Annotated in this window: 25 protein-coding genes; 22 read left to right on the forward strand and 3 right to left on the reverse strand. The window is 51.7% G+C overall.

Features of this window, described 5'->3' with window-relative positions; all coding sequences use genetic code 11:
* The first annotated feature begins 37 nt into the window (after positions 1-37).
* From CJP46_RS07350 to CJP46_RS07400, 11 genes are all read left to right on the forward strand, one after another.
* Positions 38-1372, forward strand: a complete 1335-nt coding sequence (locus CJP46_RS07350) for an ABC transporter substrate-binding protein (RefSeq protein ID WP_094594894.1) — start codon at positions 38-40, stop codon at positions 1370-1372.
* A gap of 22 nt (positions 1373-1394) precedes the next feature.
* Positions 1395-2261, forward strand: coding sequence for a carbohydrate ABC transporter permease (locus CJP46_RS07355; protein ID WP_076165466.1), 867 nt, complete (start codon positions 1395-1397; stop codon positions 2259-2261).
* Entirely contained in the window at positions 2258-3166 is a 909-nt protein-coding gene (locus tag CJP46_RS07360; RefSeq protein ID WP_373557963.1) for a carbohydrate ABC transporter permease, read from the forward strand. Before CJP46_RS07355 ends, CJP46_RS07360 begins: the two co-directional genes overlap by 4 nt.
* A gap of 168 nt (positions 3167-3334) precedes the next feature.
* On the forward strand, positions 3335-4441 hold the full coding sequence (locus tag CJP46_RS07365; protein WP_179281061.1) for a Gfo/Idh/MocA family protein: 1107 nt from the start codon (positions 3335-3337) through the stop codon (positions 4439-4441).
* A gap of 50 nt (positions 4442-4491) precedes the next feature.
* Positions 4492-5295 (forward strand): sugar phosphate isomerase/epimerase family protein, encoded by an 804-nt coding sequence (locus tag CJP46_RS07370; protein ID WP_094594896.1) that lies wholly within the window; start codon positions 4492-4494, stop codon positions 5293-5295.
* A gap of 33 nt (positions 5296-5328) precedes the next feature.
* Positions 5329-6747 (forward strand): sulfatase family protein, encoded by a 1419-nt coding sequence (locus CJP46_RS07375; RefSeq protein WP_094594897.1) that lies wholly within the window; start codon positions 5329-5331, stop codon positions 6745-6747.
* A complete protein-coding gene (locus tag CJP46_RS07380) occupies positions 6744-7748 on the forward strand; it encodes a Gfo/Idh/MocA family protein (RefSeq protein ID WP_094594898.1) in 1005 nt (334 codons plus the stop codon). Before CJP46_RS07375 ends, CJP46_RS07380 begins: the two co-directional genes overlap by 4 nt.
* 17 nt (positions 7749-7765) lie before the next feature.
* Entirely contained in the window at positions 7766-8320 is a 555-nt protein-coding gene (cysC, locus tag CJP46_RS07385) for an adenylyl-sulfate kinase (RefSeq protein WP_094594899.1), read from the forward strand.
* 15 nt (positions 8321-8335) lie between these two features.
* The gene (locus CJP46_RS07390) at positions 8336-9760 is read left to right on the forward strand and encodes a sulfatase family protein (protein WP_094594900.1); all 1425 of its coding nucleotides are present in this window, start codon (positions 8336-8338) and stop codon (positions 9758-9760) included.
* A 23-nt stretch (positions 9761-9783) separates the two neighbouring features.
* A complete protein-coding gene (locus CJP46_RS07395) occupies positions 9784-10671 on the forward strand; it encodes an AraC family transcriptional regulator (RefSeq protein ID WP_094594901.1) in 888 nt (295 codons plus the stop codon).
* Complete coding sequence (locus tag CJP46_RS07400) at positions 10664-12088, forward strand: sulfatase family protein (RefSeq protein ID WP_179281062.1); 1425 nt, start codon at positions 10664-10666, stop codon at positions 12086-12088. Before CJP46_RS07395 ends, CJP46_RS07400 begins: the two co-directional genes overlap by 8 nt.
* Before the next feature lie 111 nt (positions 12089-12199).
* Here CJP46_RS07400 and CJP46_RS07405 read toward each other — a convergent pair whose 3' ends face one another.
* Entirely contained in the window at positions 12200-13138 is a 939-nt protein-coding gene (locus tag CJP46_RS07405; protein ID WP_094594903.1) for a tyrosine-type recombinase/integrase, read from the reverse strand.
* A 299-nt stretch (positions 13139-13437) separates the two neighbouring features.
* On the opposite strand from CJP46_RS07405, the gene CJP46_RS07410 reads away from it, so the two are divergent.
* Both CJP46_RS07410 and CJP46_RS07415 read left to right on the forward strand, forming a co-directional pair.
* Entirely contained in the window at positions 13438-14268 is an 831-nt protein-coding gene (locus tag CJP46_RS07410; RefSeq protein ID WP_094594904.1) for a hypothetical protein, read from the forward strand.
* 115 nt (positions 14269-14383) lie between these two features.
* On the forward strand, positions 14384-14743 hold the full coding sequence (locus CJP46_RS07415; RefSeq protein ID WP_094594905.1) for a winged helix-turn-helix transcriptional regulator: 360 nt from the start codon (positions 14384-14386) through the stop codon (positions 14741-14743).
* Positions 14744-14824: 81 nt separating this feature from the next.
* Here CJP46_RS07415 and CJP46_RS07420 read toward each other — a convergent pair whose 3' ends face one another.
* Positions 14825-15388, reverse strand: coding sequence for an NAD(P)H-dependent oxidoreductase (locus CJP46_RS07420; protein ID WP_094594906.1), 564 nt, complete (start codon positions 15386-15388; stop codon positions 14825-14827).
* 471 nt (positions 15389-15859) lie between these two features.
* On the opposite strand from CJP46_RS07420, the gene CJP46_RS07425 reads away from it, so the two are divergent.
* From CJP46_RS07425 to CJP46_RS07440, 4 genes are all read left to right on the forward strand, one after another.
* Entirely contained in the window at positions 15860-16336 is a 477-nt protein-coding gene (locus tag CJP46_RS07425) for a MarR family transcriptional regulator (RefSeq protein WP_256992227.1), read from the forward strand.
* Positions 16337-16547: 211 nt separating this feature from the next.
* Complete coding sequence (locus CJP46_RS07430; RefSeq protein WP_094594907.1) at positions 16548-17120, forward strand: nitroreductase family protein; 573 nt, start codon at positions 16548-16550, stop codon at positions 17118-17120.
* A gap of 18 nt (positions 17121-17138) precedes the next feature.
* Entirely contained in the window at positions 17139-17615 is a 477-nt protein-coding gene (locus tag CJP46_RS07435; RefSeq protein WP_256992257.1) for a nitroreductase family protein, read from the forward strand.
* Between the two features lie 61 nt (positions 17616-17676).
* Positions 17677-18108, forward strand: coding sequence for an NUDIX hydrolase (locus tag CJP46_RS07440; RefSeq protein ID WP_094594909.1), 432 nt, complete (start codon positions 17677-17679; stop codon positions 18106-18108).
* An 8-nt stretch (positions 18109-18116) separates the two neighbouring features.
* Here CJP46_RS07440 and CJP46_RS07445 read toward each other — a convergent pair whose 3' ends face one another.
* Positions 18117-19235, reverse strand: coding sequence for an Ada metal-binding domain-containing protein (locus CJP46_RS07445; RefSeq protein ID WP_256992228.1), 1119 nt, complete (start codon positions 19233-19235; stop codon positions 18117-18119).
* Between the two features lie 157 nt (positions 19236-19392).
* Here CJP46_RS07445 and CJP46_RS07450 point away from each other — a divergent pair, with 157 nt between their 5' ends.
* The 5 genes from CJP46_RS07450 (at position 19393) to CJP46_RS07470 (ending at position 24052) form a co-directional block, all read left to right on the forward strand.
* Positions 19393-20043 carry a bifunctional transcriptional activator/DNA repair enzyme AdaA gene (locus tag CJP46_RS07450; protein WP_094595115.1) on the forward strand — a complete coding sequence of 217 codons (651 nt, stop codon included), beginning with the start codon at positions 19393-19395 and terminating at the stop codon, positions 20041-20043.
* Positions 20009-20581: a methylated-DNA--[protein]-cysteine S-methyltransferase gene (locus tag CJP46_RS07455; RefSeq protein ID WP_256992229.1), complete on the forward strand. Its 573-nt coding sequence runs from the start codon at positions 20009-20011 to the stop codon at positions 20579-20581. Before CJP46_RS07450 ends, CJP46_RS07455 begins: the two co-directional genes overlap by 35 nt.
* Positions 20571-21284 carry a 2OG-Fe(II) oxygenase gene (locus CJP46_RS07460; protein ID WP_094594911.1) on the forward strand — a complete coding sequence of 238 codons (714 nt, stop codon included), beginning with the start codon at positions 20571-20573 and terminating at the stop codon, positions 21282-21284. The genes CJP46_RS07455 and CJP46_RS07460 overlap by 11 nt, the downstream gene beginning before the upstream one ends.
* Before the next feature lie 227 nt (positions 21285-21511).
* Positions 21512-22342: a sugar phosphate isomerase/epimerase family protein gene (locus CJP46_RS07465; protein WP_094594912.1), complete on the forward strand. Its 831-nt coding sequence runs from the start codon at positions 21512-21514 to the stop codon at positions 22340-22342.
* Between the two features lie 459 nt (positions 22343-22801).
* Positions 22802-24052 (forward strand): MFS transporter, encoded by a 1251-nt coding sequence (locus CJP46_RS07470; RefSeq protein WP_094594913.1) that lies wholly within the window; start codon positions 22802-22804, stop codon positions 24050-24052.
* Positions 24053-24114 lie beyond the last annotated feature (62 nt).

Raw genomic sequence — 24114 nt, forward strand, 5'->3', positions numbered from 1 at the left:
ATCAGATGAACGAATCAGTTAGGGAGGTTGTGTAAACATGAAGATGACGAAGAGCAAACCGCTTGCATTCGTTAACAGTATCGTGTTGATGATTACGCTGCTTGCAGGCTGCGGGGGTGGTGGCGGCAATGCCGCTGAAGGCGATACCGGAACCGCCGGTTCGACTTCGAAAAAGACGACGCTGACCTTAATGGTCGGCAACACGGGTACAACGCTGGAGGCATTGAAGGCAGTTGCGGCGGAGGCTGAGAAAAAACTGAATATCGCCATCGAATTTGATATTAAACCGGACGGCGGGGAAGGTGACAATCTGGTCAAGACGCGGCTGGCTACCGGGGATATGGATGATCTGCTCGTTTATAATACCGGATCGCTTTTTCAGGCACTGAATCCGGAGGAGCACTTTATGGACGTAACGAACGAACCTTTTATGGCGAATGTGCTCGATTCCTTCAAGACGGTCGTTACTTCAAACGGTAAACTGTTCGGTGCCCCTGTCGGTTCAACCAATGCTGGCGGCATTCTCTACAACAAAAAGGTTTACGCCGACCTCGGCTTATCCGTTCCGAAAACATGGGATGAGTTCATGGCCAACAACGAGAAAATTAAGGCAGCCGGCAAAACGGCCGTGCTCGCTTCCTACAAAGATACATGGACTTCGCAGTTGTTCGTGCTGGCCGACTTTTATAATGTTCAGGCGCAGGTTCCGAATTTTGCGGAGGATTACACGGCCAACAAGGTAAAATATGCGACCACGCCTGCGGCGCTCCGCGGCTTTGAAAAGATCGAAGAAGTGTACAAGAAGGGTTATATGAATAAGGATTTTCTGGCAACGACCTATGACGTGGCGCTGAAAATGCTGGCCACCGGCGAAGGTGTGCACTATCCGATGCTTTCCAGCGGACTCGATACGATCATGGCCAATACGCCGGACCAAATCGATGACATCGGATTTTTCGCCCAGCCAAGCGATAGCGCGGACGTGAACGGACTGACCATATGGATGCCGAGCGGTCTGTATATCAGTAAAGACACCAAGAACGCTGACGCGGCAAAGAAATGGGTGGAGTATTTCGTTTCTTCGGAAGGGCAGGCCGTGTTTGCTTCCAAAGTAAAAGCAGCAGGACCTTACGTGATCAAAGGCGCCACGCTGCCGGACGATTCTTACGGTGCCGTTAAAGACATGCAGCATTATTTCGATGAGGGACATACCGCACCGGCGCTTGAATTCGTCTCTCCGGTCAAAGGACCGAACCTTGAAAATATCACGGTCGCCGTCGGCAGCGGCATCAGCACCGGCAAGAAAGGTGCCGAAGATTATGACAAGGACGTGGAGAAACAGGCACAGCAGCTGAACCTTCCTGGCTGGTAAAAGCCGAGAAAGGAGAAACTTCATGACCAAAACCAAGATGAGAACGTATTCGTATTTCTTTTTGCTGCCAGCCGGCATCATTTACTTCGTCTTTTATTTGCTCCCTACCATCCTGTCGTTTTTCTTCAGTATGACGAGATGGACACTAACGAAATGGACGTATATCGGTTTCGAGAACTATGCCACATTCTTCTCCGAAACGTCGCTAAGCATCGGTTTCCGGAACACACTCGTTTATGCGGTCGTGACCTGCGGCTTAAAAGTCGTGCTCGGTCTTCTGCTCGGTGCCTTTCTAACGTCGAGAATCTTGTTCAAAAACTATTTGCGTTCGGTCATTTTCTTTCCGACCTTGTTAAGTACGATCGCTGTGGGGATCGCATTCTCAACCATGATGCACCCTTCGCACGGGATGTTCAACACCGTTCTGGCCTCCCTCGGCATCACCGGGCCGGATTGGCTGGGCAATACGAAAATCGCTTTATTGTCCGTCGCGATGGTCGATGTCTGGAAGGGGGTCGGCGTCGCGACGGTCATCTACATCGCCGGAATATCGGCGATTCCCCAGGAATATTATGAGGCCTTGAAAATCGACGGAGGGAATAACTATTCCGCCTTTTGGAATATTACGCTGCCGCTGAGCCGGCCGGCCATGAACTCCGTCATTATCCTCGCGTTCATCGGCGGTCTGCGCTCCTTCGATTTGATATGGGCGATGACGAAGGGGGGACCCGGTTTTACGACCGATCTGATCGCCTCCATCATTTACAAGCAGTACCAGGCTGGTTTTTATGGGCTGGCCACGGCCGGTAACGTGATCCTGTTTATCGCTGTTTCGGTGCTGGCGTTTCCACTCTATAAGTTCCTGACGAAAAGCGAGGTGAACTTATGAGTAAAGGCATAAGCAGCGACCACATGATTAAAGGCATCCGTGGTAGCAGAAGCGAGCACATGGACGGCAAGCTCAACAAGCGGGTCAAGAGAATCTCGGTCGCTCTCGTGGCGCTCGTACTGAGCACCTTGATCTTTTGGATTCCCTTTTACTTTGTCATCATCAATTCGCTTAAAAATCAGGCGGAGTCCGCGGATATGAGCATGGCTTGGCCGACCAGCTTTCATTTTTTGGACAATTATAAAGCCGTATTGACCGCCTCGGATTATATGCTGGTCCGCGCATTCATCAACAGCACGCTGCTCACCGTCCTGTCCATCAGCATCCTCGTTCTTGTTGCGGCGATGGCCGGGTTTGTGCTGCAGCGGAGGGAAGGCGGGAGAACGTCCTCCTTCATTAATTTTCTCGTGCTCGCCGGGCTGATGATACCGCCGGCTATTGTGCCGACGATCTGGGTGCTCGATTCCATCGGCCTGTTCAAGACGCTGGCGGGAATAACGCTTATTGAGGTCGCTCTTCACTTTCCGTTCGCTGCGATTTTGTACAAAGCGTTTGTAGCGACGCTCCCCCGCGAAGTCGATGAAAGCGCCTTGATCGACGGATGCGGAGGCGGCCGGTTGTTTCTAAGCATCATTTTTCCGCTTCTGAAGCCGGTAACCTCGACCGTGATCGTCTTAACGTCCATCAATGTGTTTAACGACTTCGTCAATCCGCTTTACTTTTTCCCTGGCGCGAACAACGCCACCATCCAGCTGACGCTGTACAATTTCATGAGCCGGTTCACGACATCGTGGAACTTGCTGTTTGCGGATATCGTGCTGATCTCCATCCCGCCGCTCATTCTCTTTATATTCTTCAACAAAAAAATCGTGGCGGGGATGACGGCAGGGGCGGTAAAAGGATAGAAGCGATCATCGGCTGAATGTTCATGGCAAATCGTCCGGATCGGTACGGTTTCTGTCCCGATCGACCATGAACACGGGAAGCGCGGGGATTATGATGTTAATAGAAAACGGTTACAAATCATCTGCATGTGTGGCAACCAATCAATAACGGATGAAAGGGATGAGGAAATGGCGGTCAAAATCGGAATCGTCGGCATGAATGGAATCGGGAATAACCACGCCAATTGCTATAAGGAAGATGCATTGGCAGATGTCGTAGCGGTGTGTGACGTCGTGCGGGAGCGGGCGGATGCTGCTGCAGAAAGACACGGCGTAAAAGCCTATTATAACGTGAAGGACATGATCGAGAACGAGCCGGATTTGCAGGTCGTAGACATTACGACCGGAGGGATCGATAACGGGAGCTGGCATTTCGAACCGGCGATGGAAGCGATCGGTTACGGCAAGCATGTGCTCGTCGAAAAGCCGCTCTGCAATGATGTCCGCGAAGGCCGCGAACTGGTTGCCTTCGCCGAGAAGCAGAAGGTCTATCTGGGATGCAACCTGAATCACTATTTCACGGCTCCTGCCGAGAAGGCGAAGGCTTATATGGACGGCGGGGAAATCGGCGAGCTTGTCTACTGCCTCGCCAAGATGGGCTTCAATGGCGGGGAACCGAATTATGCGCCTGCCGGCTCCGCGAAAATCAGCGGACATCCTTATTTCCACATGCGGGCATTTTTGACTCATCCGTTCAGTGTGATGAGGCATTTTTGCGGGGACATCACCCATATCCAAACGTTCTCGGACCGGCCGGGATTTCGCCGCAACGCCGGAGATGTGATGGTATCTATCAACAGCATCCATGTTAAGTTCGCGAACGGCGGCGTAGGGTATCTGCTGAGCCAGCGGGGCGATGCAGTATACGGCCTCGGCGGCTGGTGGAGCTTGGAGGTGGCAGGATCCAAGGGGACCTTCTGCATTGAAAATTGCGTCGAGAAGGTTTCCTTCTGGAAGGCGGAGAAGGGCATCCCCGCGATCAGCGTTCAACCGGAACCGGTCGTCACCGATTTCGGAACAAACGATTTCAACCGGACGTTCAACAACCGGCTGCACGCCTTCTTGGAAGATGTAGAGAACAAGGTGTCTCAGGATCAGCTGCGTGCCAGCGGCCGCGATGCACTGGCCGTCCTGGAATACGTTCATGCCGTTCAGGAGTCCTACGAACGCGGCGGTGAAGTCGTTCGGCCGCATCCGCTGCCGCCGCTGCATGGAGATCCATTGTTCCTGAAGTAAGAAGTCTGGACTTTGTCCATCATCCGAAGAACAAGGGAGGATAACCCGAGATGATCAAGTTAGGGGTCAATTCCGTATTATTCAAGCATTTCAGCTTTGCCGAAGCGGCGAAGCAAATCGCGCTCTGCGGCTACGACGGAGTCGAGATTGCCGCAATCCAGGGCATGTGCGAGCATCTGGAACTAAGCCGCTGGAAGCAGCAGAAGAACGAGCTGCTCGAAATCGTTCAGGAGAACGGTTTGACGTTCCTGTCGACAGAAGTCGCATCATTGGATGAGCAGCGGCTGCTTCCTGCATTCGAGGCAGCTGCCGAAATGAATATTCCGATCGTGAATGTCGGTCCAGGCGGCAAGATGAATGTCGAGGAAGACCTCGCTGCATCGATCGATAAGCTGGCCAACATGTCTGAGAAGGCAGCATCATTTGGCGTAACGCTGTGCGTCAAAGCCCATGTAGGCAACGCAATTCACAACACGCCGACAACGCTGCGCGCTATGGAGGAGATTCCGTCCCCGGCGTTCGGCATAGACATGGACCCAAGCCATATTCACCGCGCCGGCGAGCAAGCCGAGGAGGCACTTCCCTCCGTGTTAACACGGGTGAAACATATTCATATCCGCGACTGTCTGGGTAAGGAACAAGGACCCGGTTCAATTGAGCTGCAGGCGTGCGGAAGGGGAGACATCGATTTGTATGGATACTGCAAAGCCATGGTCGACGGCGGGTATGACGGCCCGGTTGTGTTAGAGGTCATCGGTGCTTCACCAGAGCATTCGCTGGCACAGGTTTCGATCGTTGCCGCCGAATCGTACGGCTACTTGAACGCAATCCTCAAAAATTTGAATGCACGATAAATCCATATTTGGTAAGGAGGGGACCCCATCGACATGAGCAACCGCAAGCGCAAGAACGAGCCTAAACGTAAGCCAAACGTGATCATCTTCGGCATAGACAGCCTTCGGCGCGATCATATGAGCTCATATGGTTACGATAAGCTGACGACCCCATATATCGACCGGATCGCAGAGGAAGGCGTCCTGTTCGAGAAACATTTCAGTCCCAGCATTCCGACCACTCCGGCCTATGCGTCTATGCTGACAGGGATGGACGTATTCGGAACGGACGTCGTGGCGCTCCGCCATGAAGGCCCATTAGGCGATCATGTGCAGACTTTGGCCGAAACGCTGGGCGATCAAGGTTATAACACGACATGCATCGGTTTCACCGGCAACCCGTCCTCGCGCGGATTCGAGACGTATCTGGATTACGAGGCTTGGCAGCCCGATGAGACGGGAAGAACGCCCAAAGCGCAAAATCTGAACGAAGTGGCCGTACCGGAGCTGGAACGTTTGGCTGCGGAAAACAAACCGTTCTTCCTCTTTTTGCGGCACATGGATCCTCATTCTCCTTACTTGCCGCCCGCGCCGTATGAACGAATGTTCTACGGCAGTGACGAAAAGGATCCCGGCAACCGCTCCATGGAACCGGTCTACGCGTTCAAACCGTTTGCCGACTTTTTGAAATCATGGATTCCGGAAGGCGTCACCGACCAGGAATACGTCACCGCGCAGTATGACGGGGCTGTCGCCTATATGGACGCATGCATCCAAACCATCTTTGCCAAGCTCAGTGCTATGGGCCTGGAGGATGAAACGCTTGTGATCATCACCGCCGATCACGGAGAGACGCTGTATGAGCACGACTGCTATTTCGACCATCATGGGATGTACGACTGCACGTTGGTCGTTCCGCTAATCATCAAGTTTCCTGGACGCGTACCTGCCGGTAAGCGGGTATCCGACGTTACCGTCATTTCAGACGTGATGCCGACGGTTCTTGATCTGCTCGGCATTACGATGGAGACAAAGTTCGACGGACGCAGTCTGCAAAAGACGATCGCAGGCGAGGAGCGAAACCGGATCAGCGAATTTTATATCACCGAGTGCACCTGGATGCGCAAGCATGGCTGGCGCACACCGGAATGGAAGCTGATTCGGGCGCTCGAACCGGACTTCCATTTCAAACCCGAGGTAGAGCTCTATAATCTGATCCTTGATCCGGAAGAAAACCATAATGTCGCGGAGCAGGAGCCGGAGGTCGTTGCGCTGCTTACGAAACGGATGGAAGACCACATTGCCAGGAGAGAGCAGGAGACCCAAAGGGTAAATCCGATCTATACCAATTTGAATTGGCATGGAACAGGGAAGAAATTCGCCTCGTCCAAGGAAGTGTATGATTCCCTTCACATCGGATCGATCAAAAAGGCGCGTTCGCTGCAGGCGAAAGAAAAGGCGGAATCCCGATGATTAAGGTAGCGGTCGTCGGTGTGAACAACATCGGCAAAATTCACTGCCGCGCTTATAAGCAGCACCCGGATACAGAGCTTGTCGCCGTATGTGACCTTATGCCGGACCGCGCGAAGGCGGCGGGACTCGAGCACGGTGTTCCTTTCTATACGGATCTGCGTGAACTCCTCGCCGCAGAGTCCGTGGATATTGTAGCGGTGGCGACGGCGGGCATCGAGAAAGGGAGCCATCATTTTGAACCTGCGGTTATCGCAATGGAAGCAGGAAAAGACGTGCTCGTCGAGAAACCAATATCGAACCGGATCGAAGAGGCCCGCAGCATGGTGGCTTTAGCGCGGGAAAGAGGCGTCAGGCTCGCCTGCAATCTGAATCACCGCTTTACGCCTGCCGCGTACAAGGCCAAGGAACTCATCACGCAAGGTAATCTTGGTTCCATGCTGTATATGAACATGCGGCTTACGATTTCGAATTCGCAGGAGGATACCCCATGGCTGCATATGCGCGCTCTGCATCCGCATTCTATCGACGTCATGCGTTACTTTGCCGGCGACGTGAAGCGGGTGCAGGCTTTCATGACCAAGGCGCCTGGAAGGAGTTCTTGGTCGACCGTTTCCGTCAACATGGAGTTCGTTTCGGGAGCCGTCGGTCATCTTACCGGCAGTTACGACGCCTCCATGCGTCACCCGATCGAGTTCTGCGAAGCGGCCGGCACCAAGGGCCGGATCGTCATCGACAACGTCTATGAGAGCATGACGTATTACCCCCACCAATCGGATGAGCTCACGGTGCTGCGTAATCCATTGTTTGGCGGGATGCAGGGTTTTGACGACACGTTCAAGCACCGGATTAACCGGTTCATCGAACAGATCAAAGGGGGAGTTTCCCCCGAAGACATCGAGGCTTCCGGCTCCGATGCGCTCGCGGCTCAGGAAATTATCGAAGCGGCCATACGATCGCATGAGTCCGGCGGAATACCCGTAGAGGTGCCGACCAGCCCATAAGCAGGAGGTACTTAAGGATGGACATAAGGCAGGAAGAGAAAGGAACGGTGTTATGGTTTACCGGCCTTTCGGGGGCCGGCAAAACGACGACGGCCCGTTATGTGGCGAATGAACTGCTGCAGCAGGGATATCGCGTTGAGCTGCTGGATGGCGACGAACTGCGGGAAACGATTTGTAAGGGCCTCGGGTTCAGCCGTGAGGAACGGTTAGAGAACATCAAAAGAATCGCCTACGTATCCAGGCTTCTTGCCCGCAATGGGGTCCATGTGCTCGTATCCGCCATTACGCCATATAATGAAATGAGAGACTACGCCAGAAAGGAAATTCCGGGTTTCGTCGAAGTGTATGTCAATTGTCCTTTGGAGGAATGTGAGCGGCGTGACGTGAAGGGCTTGTATGCAAAAGCAAGGCGCGGAGAGGTGAAGCACTTCACCGGAATATCCGATCCTTACGACATCCCTTCCGAACCCGATATTACGATTTGCACTTCAAGCCATTCGCTTCAGCACAATAGCGATTTGATTCTATCCTGGTTGAATCACAGAGCGCCGCTTAAAAAAGCAGCTCCTTAGGAGGACAAAGAACGGATGAAGATCATTTTGATTTCGCTGGATACGCTTCGCGCTTCCCGGTTGAGCGGGTATGGCTACGCCAAGCCGACGAGTCCGCACATGGACCGGATCGCCGAGCAGGGCGTTCTCTTCGAACGGGCGTACGCCGCGGATATCCCGACCGAGGTGGCGCATACCGGGATTTTTACCGGCAAAATCGGACTTACGACGGGTGTTGTATCGCATGGCTCAGAGCTGACGCACCTGCCGAAGTCGGTGCCGTGGCTGCCGACGATGCTGAGAAGCGCGGGATTCACAACTTCGGCGGTAGACAATTTGTATCAATTGAAAGAATGGTTTGCCAGAGGCTACCGCTATTACACGAACAGCGTCGGCGGCAACCGCTGGATCGACGGCGAGACCGTCAACGAGTTGGCATTACCGTGGATTGAAGCGCACCGGGAAGAGAACTTTTTTCTGTTCCTCCATTACTGGGATGCCCATACGCCTTATCTCCCGCCGGCATCCTATGTTCCCGAATTTTACGACAGCGGCCGCGATCCCTATGATCCGGACAACCGCAGTATGGAGGGGGCGTATAATCATTCGGCATATCCGTTCTTTAAACACCATCACTACGATCTGGTCGGCCCGGTAACGGACAGTGCTTACTATGATGCGCTCTATGACGCCGAAATCCGCTATTTGGACGACCGGCTGAAAGAGCTGGACGACCATCTGGAACAATTGGGCATTGCCGAGGACACGCTGCTGATTCTTTTCGGGGATCATGGGGAAAGCCTGACGGAGCACGACATTTACTGGGACCACTGTGGACTGTACGAACCCACCGTCCATGTTCCTCTGATCATGCGTTGGCCAGGCAGAATTCCTTCCGGAAGGAGGGTGCAGGGACTAGTCCAGCAAGTAGACCTGCTGCCGACCATTCTGGAGTCCGTCCGCCACGAGCTCCCGTCAAATATTGACCTTGCCACGTTGGCGGATCCTGTTGGCCTGGACGGCAGAAGTTTATGGCCGGCAATCCAAGGGGAAGCAGAGGGAACGGCGGAAAAAGTATTCTTAAGCGAATGCGCCTGGCAGGCGGCCAGAGCCATTCGGACACCGAGGTACAAGTTCATTCGTACGTATGATTCGGGACCGTTTACCCGTCCGCCAAGGGAATTGTATGATCTGATCAACGATCCGGCGGAAAAAGACAATCTGGCCGATCGACTTCCGGATCTCGCCGACCAATTCGAACAGGAGATGGGCGAATGGGTCAGCAGCAAGCTCGACGGACGCGAGGACCCGATGATGCGTCAGCTTGCCGAGGCTGGGCTGCCATTCCGGAAGAGGATCGAACAGATTCTGGCGGCTTCCGGCATGAGCTGGGAAGAATGGCAGCGGGATCCGCGGCGAGAGCGGTTTGATCAGGCAGCTTCGTCCGCCATTAATGGCTAGCGGTCAGAAGGAGGTGCTGCTGCATGCAGGAAATTCTCAATAGCCGGGGATACATGAAGGACGAATTCCCGTTCTGGATTACGCGGACTGAACAAGGATCGCTTGCCGAGCATGGACATGAATTCGTAGAGCTCGTCTACGTTGTGAAGGGAAAAGGGAGTCATATTTTTCAAGGAACGCGTTATGACATCCGCGCTGGGGACGTGTTTATTATAAATCCGGGTGAGACGCATGCTTATACGGTGGAACATGGCGAGAAGATGGAAATCATCAACTGCCTGTTCATGCCGTCCTTCATTTCGGATGCGCTGCTCAGGGAACTGGAGATTACAACTTCGATGGATTACTTCTACGTACATCCTTTCCTAAAGCATGACGTCAGATTCAATCATCATTTAAACCTGCTCGGACAGGAAGCGGCTTCCGTCCTTACGCTGCTGGACAGCATGATAAGGGAACTCGGAGCGCGCGTTCTGGGGCATACGACGGTGATCAAGCTTCAACTGGTGGAGCTGCTGGTACTGCTCTCACGATATTACGCGCTCATGCACAGCCGTAAAAGTTATGCTTCACCGCGCCAGCTTGACCGGGTGATGACAGCCCGCCGGATTTATGGATATTTGGAGCGCAGCTTCGATAAAAAAATTACCCTCCAATCCCTTTCCGATTTATTTAACGTAAGCACGCGCCAGCTTAACCGCATCATGCAGGAGGAATTCGAGAAGAGCGTGTTCGACGTCCTCCACGAGATCCGGATTGAGCGGGCCAAGCGGATGCTCATCGAGTCGGATGAGAAGGTGATCGCCGTGGCCGCCAGTGTCGGCTATGACGATCCGTCGTTCTTCAGCAGGCTGTTCGTGCGGCATGCCGGCTGCTCACCGAGCGAGTTCAGGAGCGGCGTACATGCATAAGCGGCCGACAAATGTGCTGCTGATCACCGCGGATCAGCTTCGGTATGACTGTGTGGGTTATAGTCGTAAGCTTCCTGTCCGCACGCCGCATTTGGACCGTCTCGCTGCAGGTGGAGCGGCTTTCTCGCATGCCTACTCGGTCCTGCCGGTCTGCTGCCCGGCCAGGCAGTCGCTTCTGAATGGCCGCCGCCCGGAAACGTTCGGAGCCTTGTGGAACTACAGCGGCGCGCTCCCCGTTGCGTCGCTTCGGCCTGACGCCTATACGTGGACAAGGACGCTCGCGGAGAACGGGTATACATGTGCCTACTTGGGCAAATGGGGCGTGAGTCCCGACCATGATGCGACGGCTTACGGATATCATTCCTATCTCGGTGAACGAGAGTACGACGAATTTGTGAAGATGAAGTATCCGGATGTGCATTTTACAAACGGATACTTCGGTGAGAGAAATCCCATTCCGCTGGAAGACGCACAGACGCATTGGTTTGCAGACCGTGCAATCGAAGAAATCTCACGCCTTCAATCCCAAGGTGAGCCTTGGCACATGGCGCTGCATTTCTATGAACCGCACCTGCCGTGCAGACCATCCGGGCCGTTTGCCGATATGTATGATCCGGCTGACATCCCGGAATGGGAGGGGTACCGGGATACGTTGGCAGGCAAACCGTATATCCAGTGGCAGCAGCAGCTCAGCTGGGGCGTCGAGCATTTTACATGGGATGACTGGGCGCCCATTGTCGCCCGTTACTACGGATTGATCAGCCAGCTTGACGATGCCATTGGAAGAGTGCTGAAAGCGCTGGACCGAACAGGTTCCGCTGAGAATACGATGGTCATCTTCACCGCCGACCATGGCGACATGTGCGGCTCGCACGGCATGATGGATAAGCACTATATTTTATATGACGATGTGGTCCGGGTGCCGCTCATCATTCGCTGGTCCGGCGTGCGGGATGCCGGTCAGATCTGCGGCGACTTTGTTTATAATTTTCTGGATCTGCCTCCGACCCTACTGTCCATCCTGGGACTTGATGCTTGTGACCCCGGCCATCTGCAGGGGAGATCGCTGGTGCCGCTGCTTGCCGGAGGGCCGCTGACTGAGCCGTGGCGGGATGCTGTCGTTGCCACTTACAATGGTCAGCAGTTCGGTCTGTACACGCAGCGCATGATCCGGACCGAGCATTGGAAATATATCTGGAATCCAACGGATATCGATGAGTTGTATCATCTGCATGCGGATCCTGGCGAACTGAAGAACGTAGTCAGCGAGGCGGAGCATGTCGATATCCTGAATGAACTTCGTCTTCGGCTGTATCATCAGCTGCAGGCGGACGGAGATGCGCTTGTCTCGAATCAGTGGATGCAAAGACAACTGCTTGGCGGCGCTAAGCTGAATAGTTGGAATCCGGCGACCTGATCGCTTTGAAATTTTGCGATTTTCCTACATCCTCCCAATGAGAAGACCTGAACGGTTCAGGTCGATCATTCGGGAGTTTTTTGCGTTCCGCCGAATGAAGCCTGCCGCCGTTTAGGCTTGTCCATTCAACAATTCCCCGGGAATGGCCGGCCGGATATTGTTCATTGCACGCGCTTTGGCCTCATCCAGGACGTGGGTATAGATTTGGGTCGTGGAAATATCCTCATGGCCAAGCAGCTCTTGAACGGTACGCAGATCGGTACCATTGTGCAGCAGATCCGTAGCGAAGGAATGCCTCAGCTTATGGGCGGACAGCTGGCTTCCTGATAAATGCGGATATGTTTCGATGAGGGCATGAAAAGTCTTTTCCGCCACACTCTGGACCATTCGTTTACTGATACGGCGCCGGAATTGGGAAATAAAAAATGCCGTTTCCTTGGCATTCCGGGGATGGATCCGCTCATTCAGACAGGTTTGAAGCAGGTGATTCATTTCTGCAGGGAGGGGGATGTACCGCCATTTCCCGCCTTTTCCGAGCACGCCGATTTTTGACGCCACCTGATCGAAGTCCGATATGTTTAACTTCACGATCTCACTGACACGGAAACCCGCATAAGCCATTAGGGCAACGATGGAAACGTCCCGAATCATATATCTTCCTTCGACCAGTCCCAGGCATGCATCGAGAAATTGTTTTTGAAGAAATACGGGTTGTTTTTTCTTCTCCACCTTTGCTTTTTCAATATTCATGGCCGGATTATGCTCCGTTAACTTGAAGCGAATCATGACTTTATAGAAGAGGCGGATGGCCGACTGACATCGGTTACGGTATCGGGCGCCGGCGCCGCTTTCACGGACACAGGTCAGAAAGTACATGACATCAATATCCGAAACCTCCGTAATGGCTTTGCCGTCCAGTGACGTCAAAAAATGCTTGAGATCATGCGCGTAAGCATTCTGCGTCTCTTGCGAATACTCACGATCCTTCATATAGGAAATAAACAGTTTCATTTCACGTTCATATGGATCAAAAACTTCCGTATATTTCATCAGCTTGACACCCACCTGATCGATTTAAAGATAAATTGCATTAAATATAGATTTAATGCAATTTTAGTATAACAAAAGATGCTATTGATGGGGACGTTTTGGCACAAATAAACGGGGAAGAGGTTCGAGCCAGTTAAAGGTCCCATCACGATCGCCAATGAACCAATGAAACTGAAGTAAAACGGGGTTGACGATAAAAAAATCCCTTTAGTGTTCATTTGAACCGATATATAATGTTCTTATTAGTTTATTTCAATCCAATTAGGTTCATATGATGTCATGAATGGGAGAGAAGGATTATGCCGACAATCAAAATCGAGTTACTGAATCATCAACATGAAGTGAGGGCGGAAGAGTACAGCGATTCGCAAACCACACATGTCCATTTGATGGAACGGGAAGAAGAAGGGTTTACGTATCTGGCCTGCCAGCGTGTGGAGTACGCCGAGGGCGACAGGTTCAAAGTCACGACGAAGCAGCCTGATTCGTATATCGTGGTTCAGATGGATGAAACGCTCAATCCGTCTTTGATTTATGTAAAGGGAACCGTATGGGAATACGAGATTCCGCTAGCGTACAAACGAGCCTATCCTGAAAACGCTTTTACCGGATCGAGACATTATGTCACTGCCCGATATGCGACGGAGAGCGAAGTTAATCAATACCGAAATCTGGCCTTGAACCCCCATGACCAAAAGCAAGATTCGAGCGCATTCCCGCATGCTCATGCCAATGTGGAGACCCGAAACGATCCAACCTTCTTCGCGCGCAACGCGATCGACGGCGTCTATGCCAATTGCAGCCACGGTTCATATCCGTATCAATCCTGGGGAATCAACCAGCAGGCGGATGCCGAACTGACGCTGGATTTCGGGCGAAAGGTGGAGCTTGACCGGCTGGGCCTCGTGTTGCGGGGCGATTTTCCTCATGACAGCTGGTGGAAAGAAGTGACGATCGCTTTTTCCGACGGCTCCGAGGAGAAGTTTCAAACTGAGAAAATCCGCAGCGTCCAATATTTTGATATCTCTCCACGTACAGTCGAATGGCTGGTTCTCAAACGGTTGATCAAAGGCGATGAGACGCCATTTCCGGCATTGACGCAGATTGAGGCATATGGAAGAAATGTGTAGGTAATCCCCTGCCGGGTACGCCGCAGCTAACTGCTAACCGAGTCATACATTTGCTCTGAATGATAAAAGATTTATAATTTAGACAGATCAACTTGGCGAAAGGAGAGTGCTTCCTGTGCGGGAAACCTGTGTGCCGGGCGGTGTAAAGCTCAAAGATACCGGATTTGGATATACGTTGTCTTTAATCGGCGGCAAATACAAAATGATCATCATGTATTGGTTGTCCGAACATCAAGTGATGCGTTTCAATGAACTCCAGCGAAGTATCGGAACCATTTCTTTTAAAACCCTAAGCCTCATGTTAAAAGAAATGGAGGCGGACGGCATTGTCGTACGCAAAGAATTTCCCCAAGTCCCTCCGAAGGTCGAATACTCGTTATCCGAACGAGGCCTCTCGCTAATTCCCGTGCTGAATCTGATGTGCGAGTGGGGGGAGAACAACTATGCTCCCGCTGTGGAGGCTGTTCAGCGATAGGCATGCTGCCTTTGGCTTATCTGAAGAAGTATTTCCCTGTTAGGGAAATACTTCTTTTTCATGCCAATATCCATTGCCGATTTAGAGGGAATCGATAAATTTCAAATAGTTCAGCGCGCTTTGTTCCAATTGGTTTACCGGCATCTCTGGCTCGGCGCCCGGCACATTTTCACCCGGCTCGCTTTCCGTACCATAGAATGCAAAAACCGGGCGATAATCCGCATTGCAATACCGGAAGGTCGTTTCAAATGGAGCCAATAATTGTTCCAGCGTATACCGGTATCTGCCCGTTTCGCTGTAATCCGCTTTTTTGATCCCTGCAGAAACGCCGAGCGCGACTTTACGGCTCTTTAATTTGTCGCCTCCGTTCGAGCCGTAGGCCCAGCCGTAAGCCAATACTTCGTCCAGCCATTGTTTAAGGAGAGGCGGGCAGTTGAACCATTGAATCGGAAACTGCAAAACGAGACGGTCATGCGATTCCACCAACTGCTGTTCTTTTTCTACATCAATGTTTCCGTCAGGATAAGTCTTATACAATTCATGGACCGTATATTTTTCGGGGTATTTAAGGAGTTCTTCGACCCAACGTTTATTGATGACGGACGTTTCTATGTTTGGATGCGTTACGATTACAAAGGTTTTCAACGGATTGATCCTCCTTCTCTTATACCACTTCGTTATGAGTATAAAGAACACGCAGCCGTGCTGTAAGTACGCACTTTTGGTACAGGTACTAACATCCATGTAAGTGTGTACCGCTTTATGAAGTGAAACTGCTCAACAACATACGACGATCCATCCCAAACCGGATAACGGATTCTGCAGCAAAGGCGGTATGAACATGAATTGACAGGAGCCAGAATAATTTATACAATAATATTGTTTCATATGAATAAATAAAATTGGAGTTTAATCAATATAAGGTTTATATTAAGATTGATTTATTTATTCTAAGGAAACTTTAATGCGAGTCGAAAGGAGGGGAATACGCTTAATATTAGAGACTACCACTACTATTGTTAGAGTAGTGTTCCTTCCTCAAACTCATATTGTTTCTCATGAAACTAATTATTGGTTATAATGATAAAAAACGATGAGTCGAGGAGTTTGTATAACATGACGACGAACCAAATGATAAAAGCGTCCATTCATGATCATTTCATTCAATTCCTTCAGCAAAAAGAGCAATACGAGGCCCGAATGGCCGGCGATTTTCTTGAAGAACTCCATAAAATGATTGGTACGGAATCTACCCTGAATATGACGGAGCTGCACACCATCGCGTGCATTGGCGATCAGGAACCGATAAATGTTACGTCCATTGCCGACAAAATGAATTTAAGCAAAGGGAATACTTCAAAGATTACCCATAAGTTGCTGAAGGCAGGCTGGGTTCGCAAAACCCAGTTGAACGATAACAAAAAAGAAGTGTATTTCCGCCTGACGACGGCCGGGAAAAGGCTTTTTGCCATTCATGAAGAGCTTCATAACAAAGAAATGCAGCGAATGGAACAATTTTTGAATAAATACAGCGAAACCGAGCTTGAGTTTATAAAGCGGTTGTTCGGAGACTTGACTGACCTGTATCGTTAACATCATATTTTGATTACTCAAGTTTCCATTCATGGCCTAACAGAGGTTGAGAACTGCTGCTGGATCCTCATGCGCGGATTTTCGGAAGAGAGGTCATTTCGATGGATTATGATATCATTCTCATCGGCGGGGCGATGAATGTTCACGGTATACCCGATGAATCGGGCCGGTCTGGTGATTCGGATCGGGCGATGGCTGGAGGGATCGGCGAATGAAATGGGCGAAGATAATCCAAGAACGCAGAAGCATTCGCAGGTTTAAAGCTTCGCCTGAAGTGGATCAGGAACTTGTGTTGGAATTGTTGCGGGAAGCGCAGGGGTTGTATCCATTAGGAGGAGCGGCTGCATGTTACCGCTGTGTGTATGTAGGAACGGCGGATTCCAGGGAACGGCTCGCTGCTTGTATGCTCGAGCCCTTGGTGCAGAACAAACTGGTCAAATGGCTGCCGGAGAAAGTTCGGGACTTTGTCCGGAAACGGGTAACCGAAATACCTGGCCATCTCGCCGTCATTGCCTCTACCGATGGGGACAGGAAGAAAAATGACATGAATGTTGCCGCGGTTTGCGGGATAATGCAAAACTTCCAGTTACTCGCATGGGAGCGGCAGCTTGGTGCGCTGTGGGACACGGAGCCGATGATGCAGAGCCGGGAGTTATTCATTCTGTTACGAATGAAACCGACAGAGAAACTGGTAGGCATTTTACACCTCGGATATTTCGACAAAGTGCCAAAAGCCAGAGCCAGGACGCGTGCAGAAAAGAAATGGACCATCCTATCGAGTTAAGGAGGCGGATCAGTGAACATGACGGGCGTATCCAATACAGTACACTCATTGAACTACAGTGATCAACCTGTTCGTGAAAGTCATATCCTGGATCTATTAAATGTGGCCGTGTGGGCTCCGAACGATGGACTGCGGGAGCCTTGGCGTTTTATATTCATTGGTTCCGGCAACACGGGCATCATGTCCGGAATGCAGGAACAAGCACCGGCTTATTTGATCCTGGTGATCAAAGAAGACCGCGATCCTCATAAAAGGGAAGAAGATTTCGCGGCAGCGTCATGCCTCATGCAAAATTTTTACCTGCTCGCACAGGAGAGCAAGCTCCATGTCCGGATGACTATGAACGATTGGATATATGATCGAATTTCTGCCCAGCGTTTCGGTGTCCATAAGGACGAGCGCGTTGTTGCGGTGCTGGAAATGGGCTATCTTGAACAAACTATAATGCCAGTGATCGCTGCAAATTCAGCGAATCTTCATTTTGAGTTATTGTAGTTATTGTAAGCCCAAATAACCGATATCGGCTCCAAACACCAAGAGAAGGGGACATGTTGATATGCCTGTAATATCCGTCGGAGTCATCATCACCAACCGAAAAGTGTTCCTCGCCGGCCATTCCACCGGCAACAAATTTTACGATTTGCCAAAAGGAATGCCGGAGGAAGGGGAGACACCGGCGCAGACCGCGTGCCGGGAGGTCCTTGAAGAAACCGGACTCAACATCCATCCAGATCAAATCAAGGATTTTGGCATTTTTCCATATAACCGTGCCAAAAACCTGCACCTATTCTTATGGGAAGCGGACCCACTCCCCCCGGTAGAAGAAATGGCATGCACCTCAATGTTTATCGATCGATATAGCGGCAAGCCAAAACCGGAGGTAGATGGTTACCAATATGTCAGTTTCGATCAAGCCGACCAGGCGATGACCGCGAACATGGCACGCGTAATCCGTGAAGCAGCGCTGCGAATCCGCGATTTATGTTGACGATCGCCTTAGTACAACACTCTCCACAGGTAAAAGGTGGCGTAAGACTCCCACCCCGACCAGCTGGCGGACAGTTGCCGGATTTCCGTTTTGGACGGCTTGCTGTCTCTTCCCATCATATGCTTAATGGCATTATGCAGTCCGACATCGTCGATCGGAAACGCCGACGGAAACCGGAGGCACCGCATGGATACATAGTTTGCAGTCCAAGGGCCGATCCCCCGGATGTCCGTAAGCATCTTTTCTGCAGCCTGATGACTTCCAGATTGAAGCAGCCCCAACTTGCTGAGCTCGTCGGAGGCGATCCGCTTTGCGGTATCCATGAGATATTCGCATTTTTTGACCGTCATCCGGAGTACAGCAAGGTCCCCCGCCGAACATGCCGCGATTTTTTCCGGTGTCGGATAAATCCAGTACGTTTCTCCCTCACATTCAACATTCCTTCCGAAGTTCTCCACCAGACGCCTTTTGAGCGTGTAAGCATAGGTCAGGTTGATTTGCTGCCCAAGGATTCCCCAAGTGACAGCTTCGAACAAATCAGGGATGCCGACGGTCCGCAAACCGCGAAAGGATTCAACGGGCCCATTCAAAAGGGGATCGGTTTCAGCCAAACGGTAAAAGGGAGCGATATCTCTGTCCAAATCGAACCATTCCCGTACATAACGGGCGACCTCGGCACGCACCCATTTGCGGGAGGGTGCCGTTTCGCCGAGAAAACGGATCACCAGTTCCCGGCAGTCTCCGGCTCGGATTTCGATAACCGGTGTCTCGTCAGCGACGGACAGCGCTTTGTAAATCCGGTTATTGTGGATCCGGTGCAGGCACTCATTGGAAGAGCGCAGCAAATATTTAACGTTTTCCTCGAAATCGAATTCATCCGGGATGAATAGCTTGATCTCGTGTTTATGGTCTTCCCAGGAGCCGCGCGGAAGGGTGGCGCAGCACTTTCTGCATGGGCGGTACCCCGCAAGTTCGGCTTCTTCCCTGGTATGGAAGCGGATCGTATTTTCAGGTTTGGGATGACCGCTGCACCACGGGGTACAGTAGATGTTCATCGTTGTCACGCCCGTAAAATAGGGAGCGTCCCAAACCGAATGCATCGTTTCTTGTCGGCATTGAGTAGACATAGGAGGTCCTCCTTTGCATCTTGCTTACGTTACCAGTGTATACCGAAATCGGTGCATTTTCATTTCGTTATCTTGCTTTTACATTCCAAAGTCCATTCCAAGCAGCCCAAAGAAGGGTATACTGGGGGTGGAGGTGAGGCAGATGAGGAATCAATGGATGGGCAGGGATGCAGACCAGACGGAGATAAAGCGGCGGAAGAACGAGGAAATTCCAGAGGAAAAGTGGCAGGCGATAGTTTCCAACGATGCGGCATATGATTTCCGTTTCTTTTACGGGGTCAGCACGACGGGAATTTTTTGCCGGCCTTCCTGCAAATCCAGACCGCCCAACAAGGAAAACGTGCAGATCTTTCAACATGCAGATGAAGCGCTGGCAGCTCGCTTCCGGCCGTGCAAGCGGTGTAAGCCGACCGGCGAGAAGCTTCCTGATCAGGAATGGGTGATCCAAATCACCGACTATATCGACCACCATTTTCGGGAAAAGCTGTCTTTGGAACATTTGGCCGATGTCTGTCACGGCAGCCCTTTTCATCTGCAGCGGACCTTTAAGCGAGTTCAGGGAATCAGCCCGGTTGAATATATCCAGCGCAAAAGGATACAGGAAGCTATTCGGCTCCTGACCCAAACGGATGAATCCATCACGGAGATTGCCGCGGGAGTCGGGATTCCGAACGTCCCTTATTTTATTACGCTGTTCAAAAAAATAACAGGCCAGACGCCGATCGAATTCCGGCAAATACGGCAGCATGGCGCTGCTTTGGAGGTGCATATCCATGAATATGAACATGATCAAGGCAAGCAAAAATGACTTCGCAACCCTGTATTGGGACAGGCTCGATGGAGACGGCTGGAGCCTTTATGCGGCCGCCACGTCGCAAGGGCTTGCGTACGTCGGTTCCCATGACGGATCTTTTGATGAACTAGAGGCGTGGGCGGCACAGCGTTATCCGAACCATGAGTGGGTTCATGATGACAAGACGATGCGCCCATACATGAATGAAATTTCCGAATATCTTCAGGGAAGAAGAGAAGAGTTTACGATTCCTTTGGACGAACGGGGGACCCCATTTCAGCGGGAGGTGTGGCAGGCCCTCTGCTCCATTCCGTATGGGCAGACCACAACCTATTCCGAGATCGCCAACCAGATTGGGCGGCCGGCTGCGGTGCGTGCGGTGGGTGCGGCGATTGGAGCCAATCCGGTGCTGATCATGGTACCCTGCCACCGCGTCATCGGGAAGAACGGGGCACTTACAGGATACCGTGGCGGTCTGGACATGAAGGATAGGCTGCTTGCGCTCGAAACGAGGCAGTCCATTCCGGTTGGGAGACCGCGTCATGCCAACTAGTATCCGGGAACGAATCCAGGTGGTAGACTGGGAGGCTCTTCGGAGTACGCTGGACGATCAAGGGTACGCCAAGCTGCCGGCCATTCTGACACCAGACGAATGCGATGAGTTGATTGGAACCTACGCAAGCGACGAGCTGTTCCGCAGCACGATATCGATGGCCCGGTACCGCTTCGGCAGCGGGGAATACAAATACTATGACCGCCCGCTGCCTGCGGTGATCCAGCAGCTCAGGGAAGATCTGTATCCGGAGCTTGCCAAGGCCGCCGACCGTTGGCATGAACAGCTCGGCATGGAAGCGGGGTATCCGGCATCGCTTGACGAATTTTTGGAACATTGCCACCGGCAAGGCCAGCTGCGGCCTACACCGCTTATCCTGAAGTACGAAGCCGGAGGCTACAATTGCTTGCATCAGGATTTGTACGGCGAAGCGTATTTTCCATTTCAGGTCGTGTTTGCCCTGAATCAAAGGCAGCAGGATTACGCCGGCGGGGAGTTTCTGCTGGTGGAGCAGCGTCCTCGGGCGCAGAGCAGGGGGCATGTGATCACGCTCGAACGAGGAGAAGGGCTGATCTTTCCAACGAACTACCGGCCGGTTCAAGGGACAAGAGGCTATTACCGAACGACGCTGCGTCATGGGGTAAGCACTGTGCAGACCGGTATTCGATATACGCTTGGCGTCATTTTTCATGACGCGACCTGAGTGAACTAATCCCTATTTTTAAAATGTCGCGAGCCTGTATTGACAACGGTAAACGGAAGTTACAGTATAGGGGGAGATGCAATCGTTTTCAAGATGGGGTGGAATCTACATACCGCATCAGGGAAAGCGATTGAACTGCCCGAATCCTTGTGGGCTGAGAGGACTTCTTGGACTATTAAATCGGTAACATAATACGGGCAGCAACTACAGGAAAGTGTGGGGATTGGATGCCAAATTTATCGCTGACGACGTGGAGCCTGCACCGTAATCTGGGACCGCTACGCTGGACGCAGTGGGATGATGAGCGGAAGGAACATGTCACCCGGGTGGAGGAGCAGCCGGAGCAGCTCTCGTTGCTTGAACTTCCGGCTGTGCTGAAAGAGAAGGGCTTCACTACGATGGAAATTTGCCACTTTCATTTCAAGGACACGAGCGTCGCCTATCTTCAGGAGCTTCGTGAGGCGATTCAGCAGGCGGGGATGCGCTTTTATACCCTGCTTGCCGATTACGGCGACATTACAAATCCGGACGAAACGCGCCGTGAGGCAGATATGCAGTGGCTGCAGGGCTGGATCGATATCGCGTCCGCCGCAGGCGCAGAGCGGATCCGGGTTATCGGCGGGGATGCCGATCCCGGTGATGCCGAAGCACTCCGGCTGGCCGCCAGCCAGCTGCAGCGGCTGATCGATTACGCGGCGGATAAACAGGTCCGCATCGTAACGGAGAATTTTCATGCGATGACCTCCACGGCGGATAACTGCCTGGCACTGCTGGATGCGTGCGGCGCCGATCTTGGATTGACGTCGGACTTCGGTAATTTTAAAGGCGAGAACAAGCTGCAGGAATTGTCCCGGACCATCGCGCGAAGCGAATCCATCCACGCCAAAGCGCAGCAGGACGATCAGGGCAACCTGGATGATGCTGAATTTATTTCATGCATGGAGCGAGTAAAAGAACATCGGTACGAAGGACCGATTACGATCGTCTATGACGGTCCTGGCGATATGTGGGACGGCATTGACCGGGTAAGGGCATTGGTGACCCCTTACTTGGGCTGATTGGATTGATCTTAAAAGTACAGTTCCGGACGAAAACTGTGAATGAAAGCCAAAGAGCGATTTGCTGCGGGGATTGACCTGCGGCAGATCGCTTTTTGTTTGTGATTAATATATATCTGCGCCAGGCATCGAGCTAATCATTGGGGGGATCAGAATTTCAATGAAATGTTTATCATTTACAACAAAACAATGTTATGTTACATTATTGATGCATTCTAGGAACAACAAGGGATTTCAGAGGGAAAAGTTGTATTTGTCGATAAAGAGAACTCCTTATTGAACGAGGTGTCGAAAGAAAGGAGAAGGGAAATTCATCGGTTGAGATCAAAATTTCTAAAAAATCGCTAAAAATCACATTTTCTGACTAACTACAAAACAATGTTACGATCAAGTTTATATCGCTAAAATTCAGTTATAACGATTTCGAAAGCACCATTCCCATTCGAAAGGAAGAAAGTGATGTCCGCCAAACCAGCCTCTTCATCTCCATCGCTGCTGAGCAGCAGATTCGTGCAAGTGATTTTGATGTCCACTTTATTTCTGCAAATCGGCATCTGGGTCCGAAATATTGCGATCCTGCTGTATGTTAAAAAAATGACGCATGACGACGCCTTTGCCGTTTCGCTCATTTCGGTCGCCGAATACGCGCCGATTTTCGTCTTCTCGTTTATTGGAGGGACATTTGCCGACCGCTGGCGGCCTAAACGGACGATGGTAAGCTGTGATCTGCTCAGCGCTTTGTCGATCCTCGTGATCCTGCTCGCGATGGCATATGGATCCTGGAAAGTGGTCTTTTTTGCGACCTTCGTCTCGTCGATCTTGTCCCAATTTTCCCAGCCTGCGGGGTTAAAGCTTTTCAAGCTGCACGTTCCTGAGCAATTATTGCAAAAGGGCATGTCGGCTTATCAAACGCTGTTTGCGGTATTTATGATCTTAGGTCCCGTCGTCGGCATGTTCGTTTATCAACGATACGGCATCGAAACGGCGATCGGCATCATGGGCGTGGCCTTTCTGTTGTCGGCGGCATCGCTGGCATTCCTTCCGAGGGACCGGAAGGACGAAGGGGAGAGGGGAAAGTCACAGGTTCTCGAAGATATCAAGGCAGGGTTCCGGTACATCCGCTCGAGGCCCATCCTGCGCAAACTGGGAGGCGGTTTTTTCGCCGTTGGTCTTGGATTTGGTTTGATTCAACCGCTTGGCATCTTTCTGATCACGGAGCGTCTCGGCAGATCGGAAGCCGATTTGCAGTGGATGTCCCTGATCAATGGGGTGGCCATGATTATCGGGGGAGGGATCGCCATGGGGCTCGGCAGCAAATTATCGCCGCAGAAGCTGCTTGCCTTTAGTATGGCTGTCGTCGGTTTGACCGTAATCGGCATGGGCGTCTCCACCCATTACGGATTAACGCTTGGGCTGCAGTTTGTTAGCGGCTTGGTATTTCCTTGCATCAATATCGGCATCAACACGCTGATGATGAAAAATACGGAAGAGGCGTATATCGGAAGGGTCAACGGCATTTTGAGCCCGTTGTTTACCGGTTCGATGGTGATCTCGATGACGCTGTCGGGTGTCTTGAAGAATACGTTATCGCTAGTGACGGTGTTTGTTCTGGCGGGAGTATTCATTCTGCTTGGTGTTGCCGTGCTCGCACCTTTGATGAAATTGAAGGCCAGCGGCGCTCCCTTGGCTGGAACCTCGGAAAAGGCATAATTCAGCATGCCATGCTGTTCAAGCAGGGGACTCAGCAAGAAAAAAAGCTGCGCATTTCAGGA

Source organism: Paenibacillus sp. XY044, from assembly GCF_002257645.1.
Classification (GTDB): Bacteria; Bacillota; Bacilli; order Paenibacillales; family Paenibacillaceae; genus Paenibacillus_AQ.

Coding starts and splice junctions, on each gene's coding strand:
- CJP46_RS07390 (WP_094594900.1), top strand. CDS start 8,336: ATGAAGATCATTTTGATTTCGCTGGATACGCTTCGCGCTTCCCGGTTG.
- CJP46_RS07450 (WP_094595115.1), top strand. CDS start 19,393: ATGGGCAGGGATGCAGACCAGACGGAGATAAAGCGGCGGAAGAACGAG.
- CJP46_RS07455 (WP_256992229.1), top strand. CDS start 20,009: ATGAATATGAACATGATCAAGGCAAGCAAAAATGACTTCGCAACCCTG.
- CJP46_RS07435 (WP_256992257.1), top strand. CDS start 17,139: ATGACGGGCGTATCCAATACAGTACACTCATTGAACTACAGTGATCAA.
- CJP46_RS07445 (WP_256992228.1), bottom strand. CDS start 19,235: ATGTCTACTCAATGCCGACAAGAAACGATGCATTCGGTTTGGGACGCT.
- CJP46_RS07465 (WP_094594912.1), top strand. CDS start 21,512: ATGCCAAATTTATCGCTGACGACGTGGAGCCTGCACCGTAATCTGGGA.
- CJP46_RS07355 (WP_076165466.1), top strand. CDS start 1,395: ATGACCAAAACCAAGATGAGAACGTATTCGTATTTCTTTTTGCTGCCA.
- CJP46_RS07380 (WP_094594898.1), top strand. CDS start 6,744: ATGATTAAGGTAGCGGTCGTCGGTGTGAACAACATCGGCAAAATTCAC.
- CJP46_RS07395 (WP_094594901.1), top strand. CDS start 9,784: ATGCAGGAAATTCTCAATAGCCGGGGATACATGAAGGACGAATTCCCG.
- CJP46_RS07430 (WP_094594907.1), top strand. CDS start 16,548: ATGAAATGGGCGAAGATAATCCAAGAACGCAGAAGCATTCGCAGGTTT.
- CJP46_RS07470 (WP_094594913.1), top strand. CDS start 22,802: ATGTCCGCCAAACCAGCCTCTTCATCTCCATCGCTGCTGAGCAGCAGA.
- CJP46_RS07375 (WP_094594897.1), top strand. CDS start 5,329: ATGAGCAACCGCAAGCGCAAGAACGAGCCTAAACGTAAGCCAAACGTG.
- CJP46_RS07400 (WP_179281062.1), top strand. CDS start 10,664: ATGCATAAGCGGCCGACAAATGTGCTGCTGATCACCGCGGATCAGCTT.
- CJP46_RS07370 (WP_094594896.1), top strand. CDS start 4,492: ATGATCAAGTTAGGGGTCAATTCCGTATTATTCAAGCATTTCAGCTTT.
- cysC (WP_094594899.1), top strand. CDS start 7,766: ATGGACATAAGGCAGGAAGAGAAAGGAACGGTGTTATGGTTTACCGGC.
- CJP46_RS07350 (WP_094594894.1), top strand. CDS start 38: ATGAAGATGACGAAGAGCAAACCGCTTGCATTCGTTAACAGTATCGTG.
- CJP46_RS07405 (WP_094594903.1), bottom strand. CDS start 13,138: ATGAAATATACGGAAGTTTTTGATCCATATGAACGTGAAATGAAACTG.
- CJP46_RS07410 (WP_094594904.1), top strand. CDS start 13,438: ATGCCGACAATCAAAATCGAGTTACTGAATCATCAACATGAAGTGAGG.
- CJP46_RS07460 (WP_094594911.1), top strand. CDS start 20,571: ATGCCAACTAGTATCCGGGAACGAATCCAGGTGGTAGACTGGGAGGCT.
- CJP46_RS07365 (WP_179281061.1), top strand. CDS start 3,335: ATGGCGGTCAAAATCGGAATCGTCGGCATGAATGGAATCGGGAATAAC.
- CJP46_RS07360 (WP_373557963.1), top strand. CDS start 2,258: ATGAGTAAAGGCATAAGCAGCGACCACATGATTAAAGGCATCCGTGGT.
- CJP46_RS07440 (WP_094594909.1), top strand. CDS start 17,677: ATGCCTGTAATATCCGTCGGAGTCATCATCACCAACCGAAAAGTGTTC.
- CJP46_RS07425 (WP_256992227.1), top strand. CDS start 15,860: ATGACGACGAACCAAATGATAAAAGCGTCCATTCATGATCATTTCATT.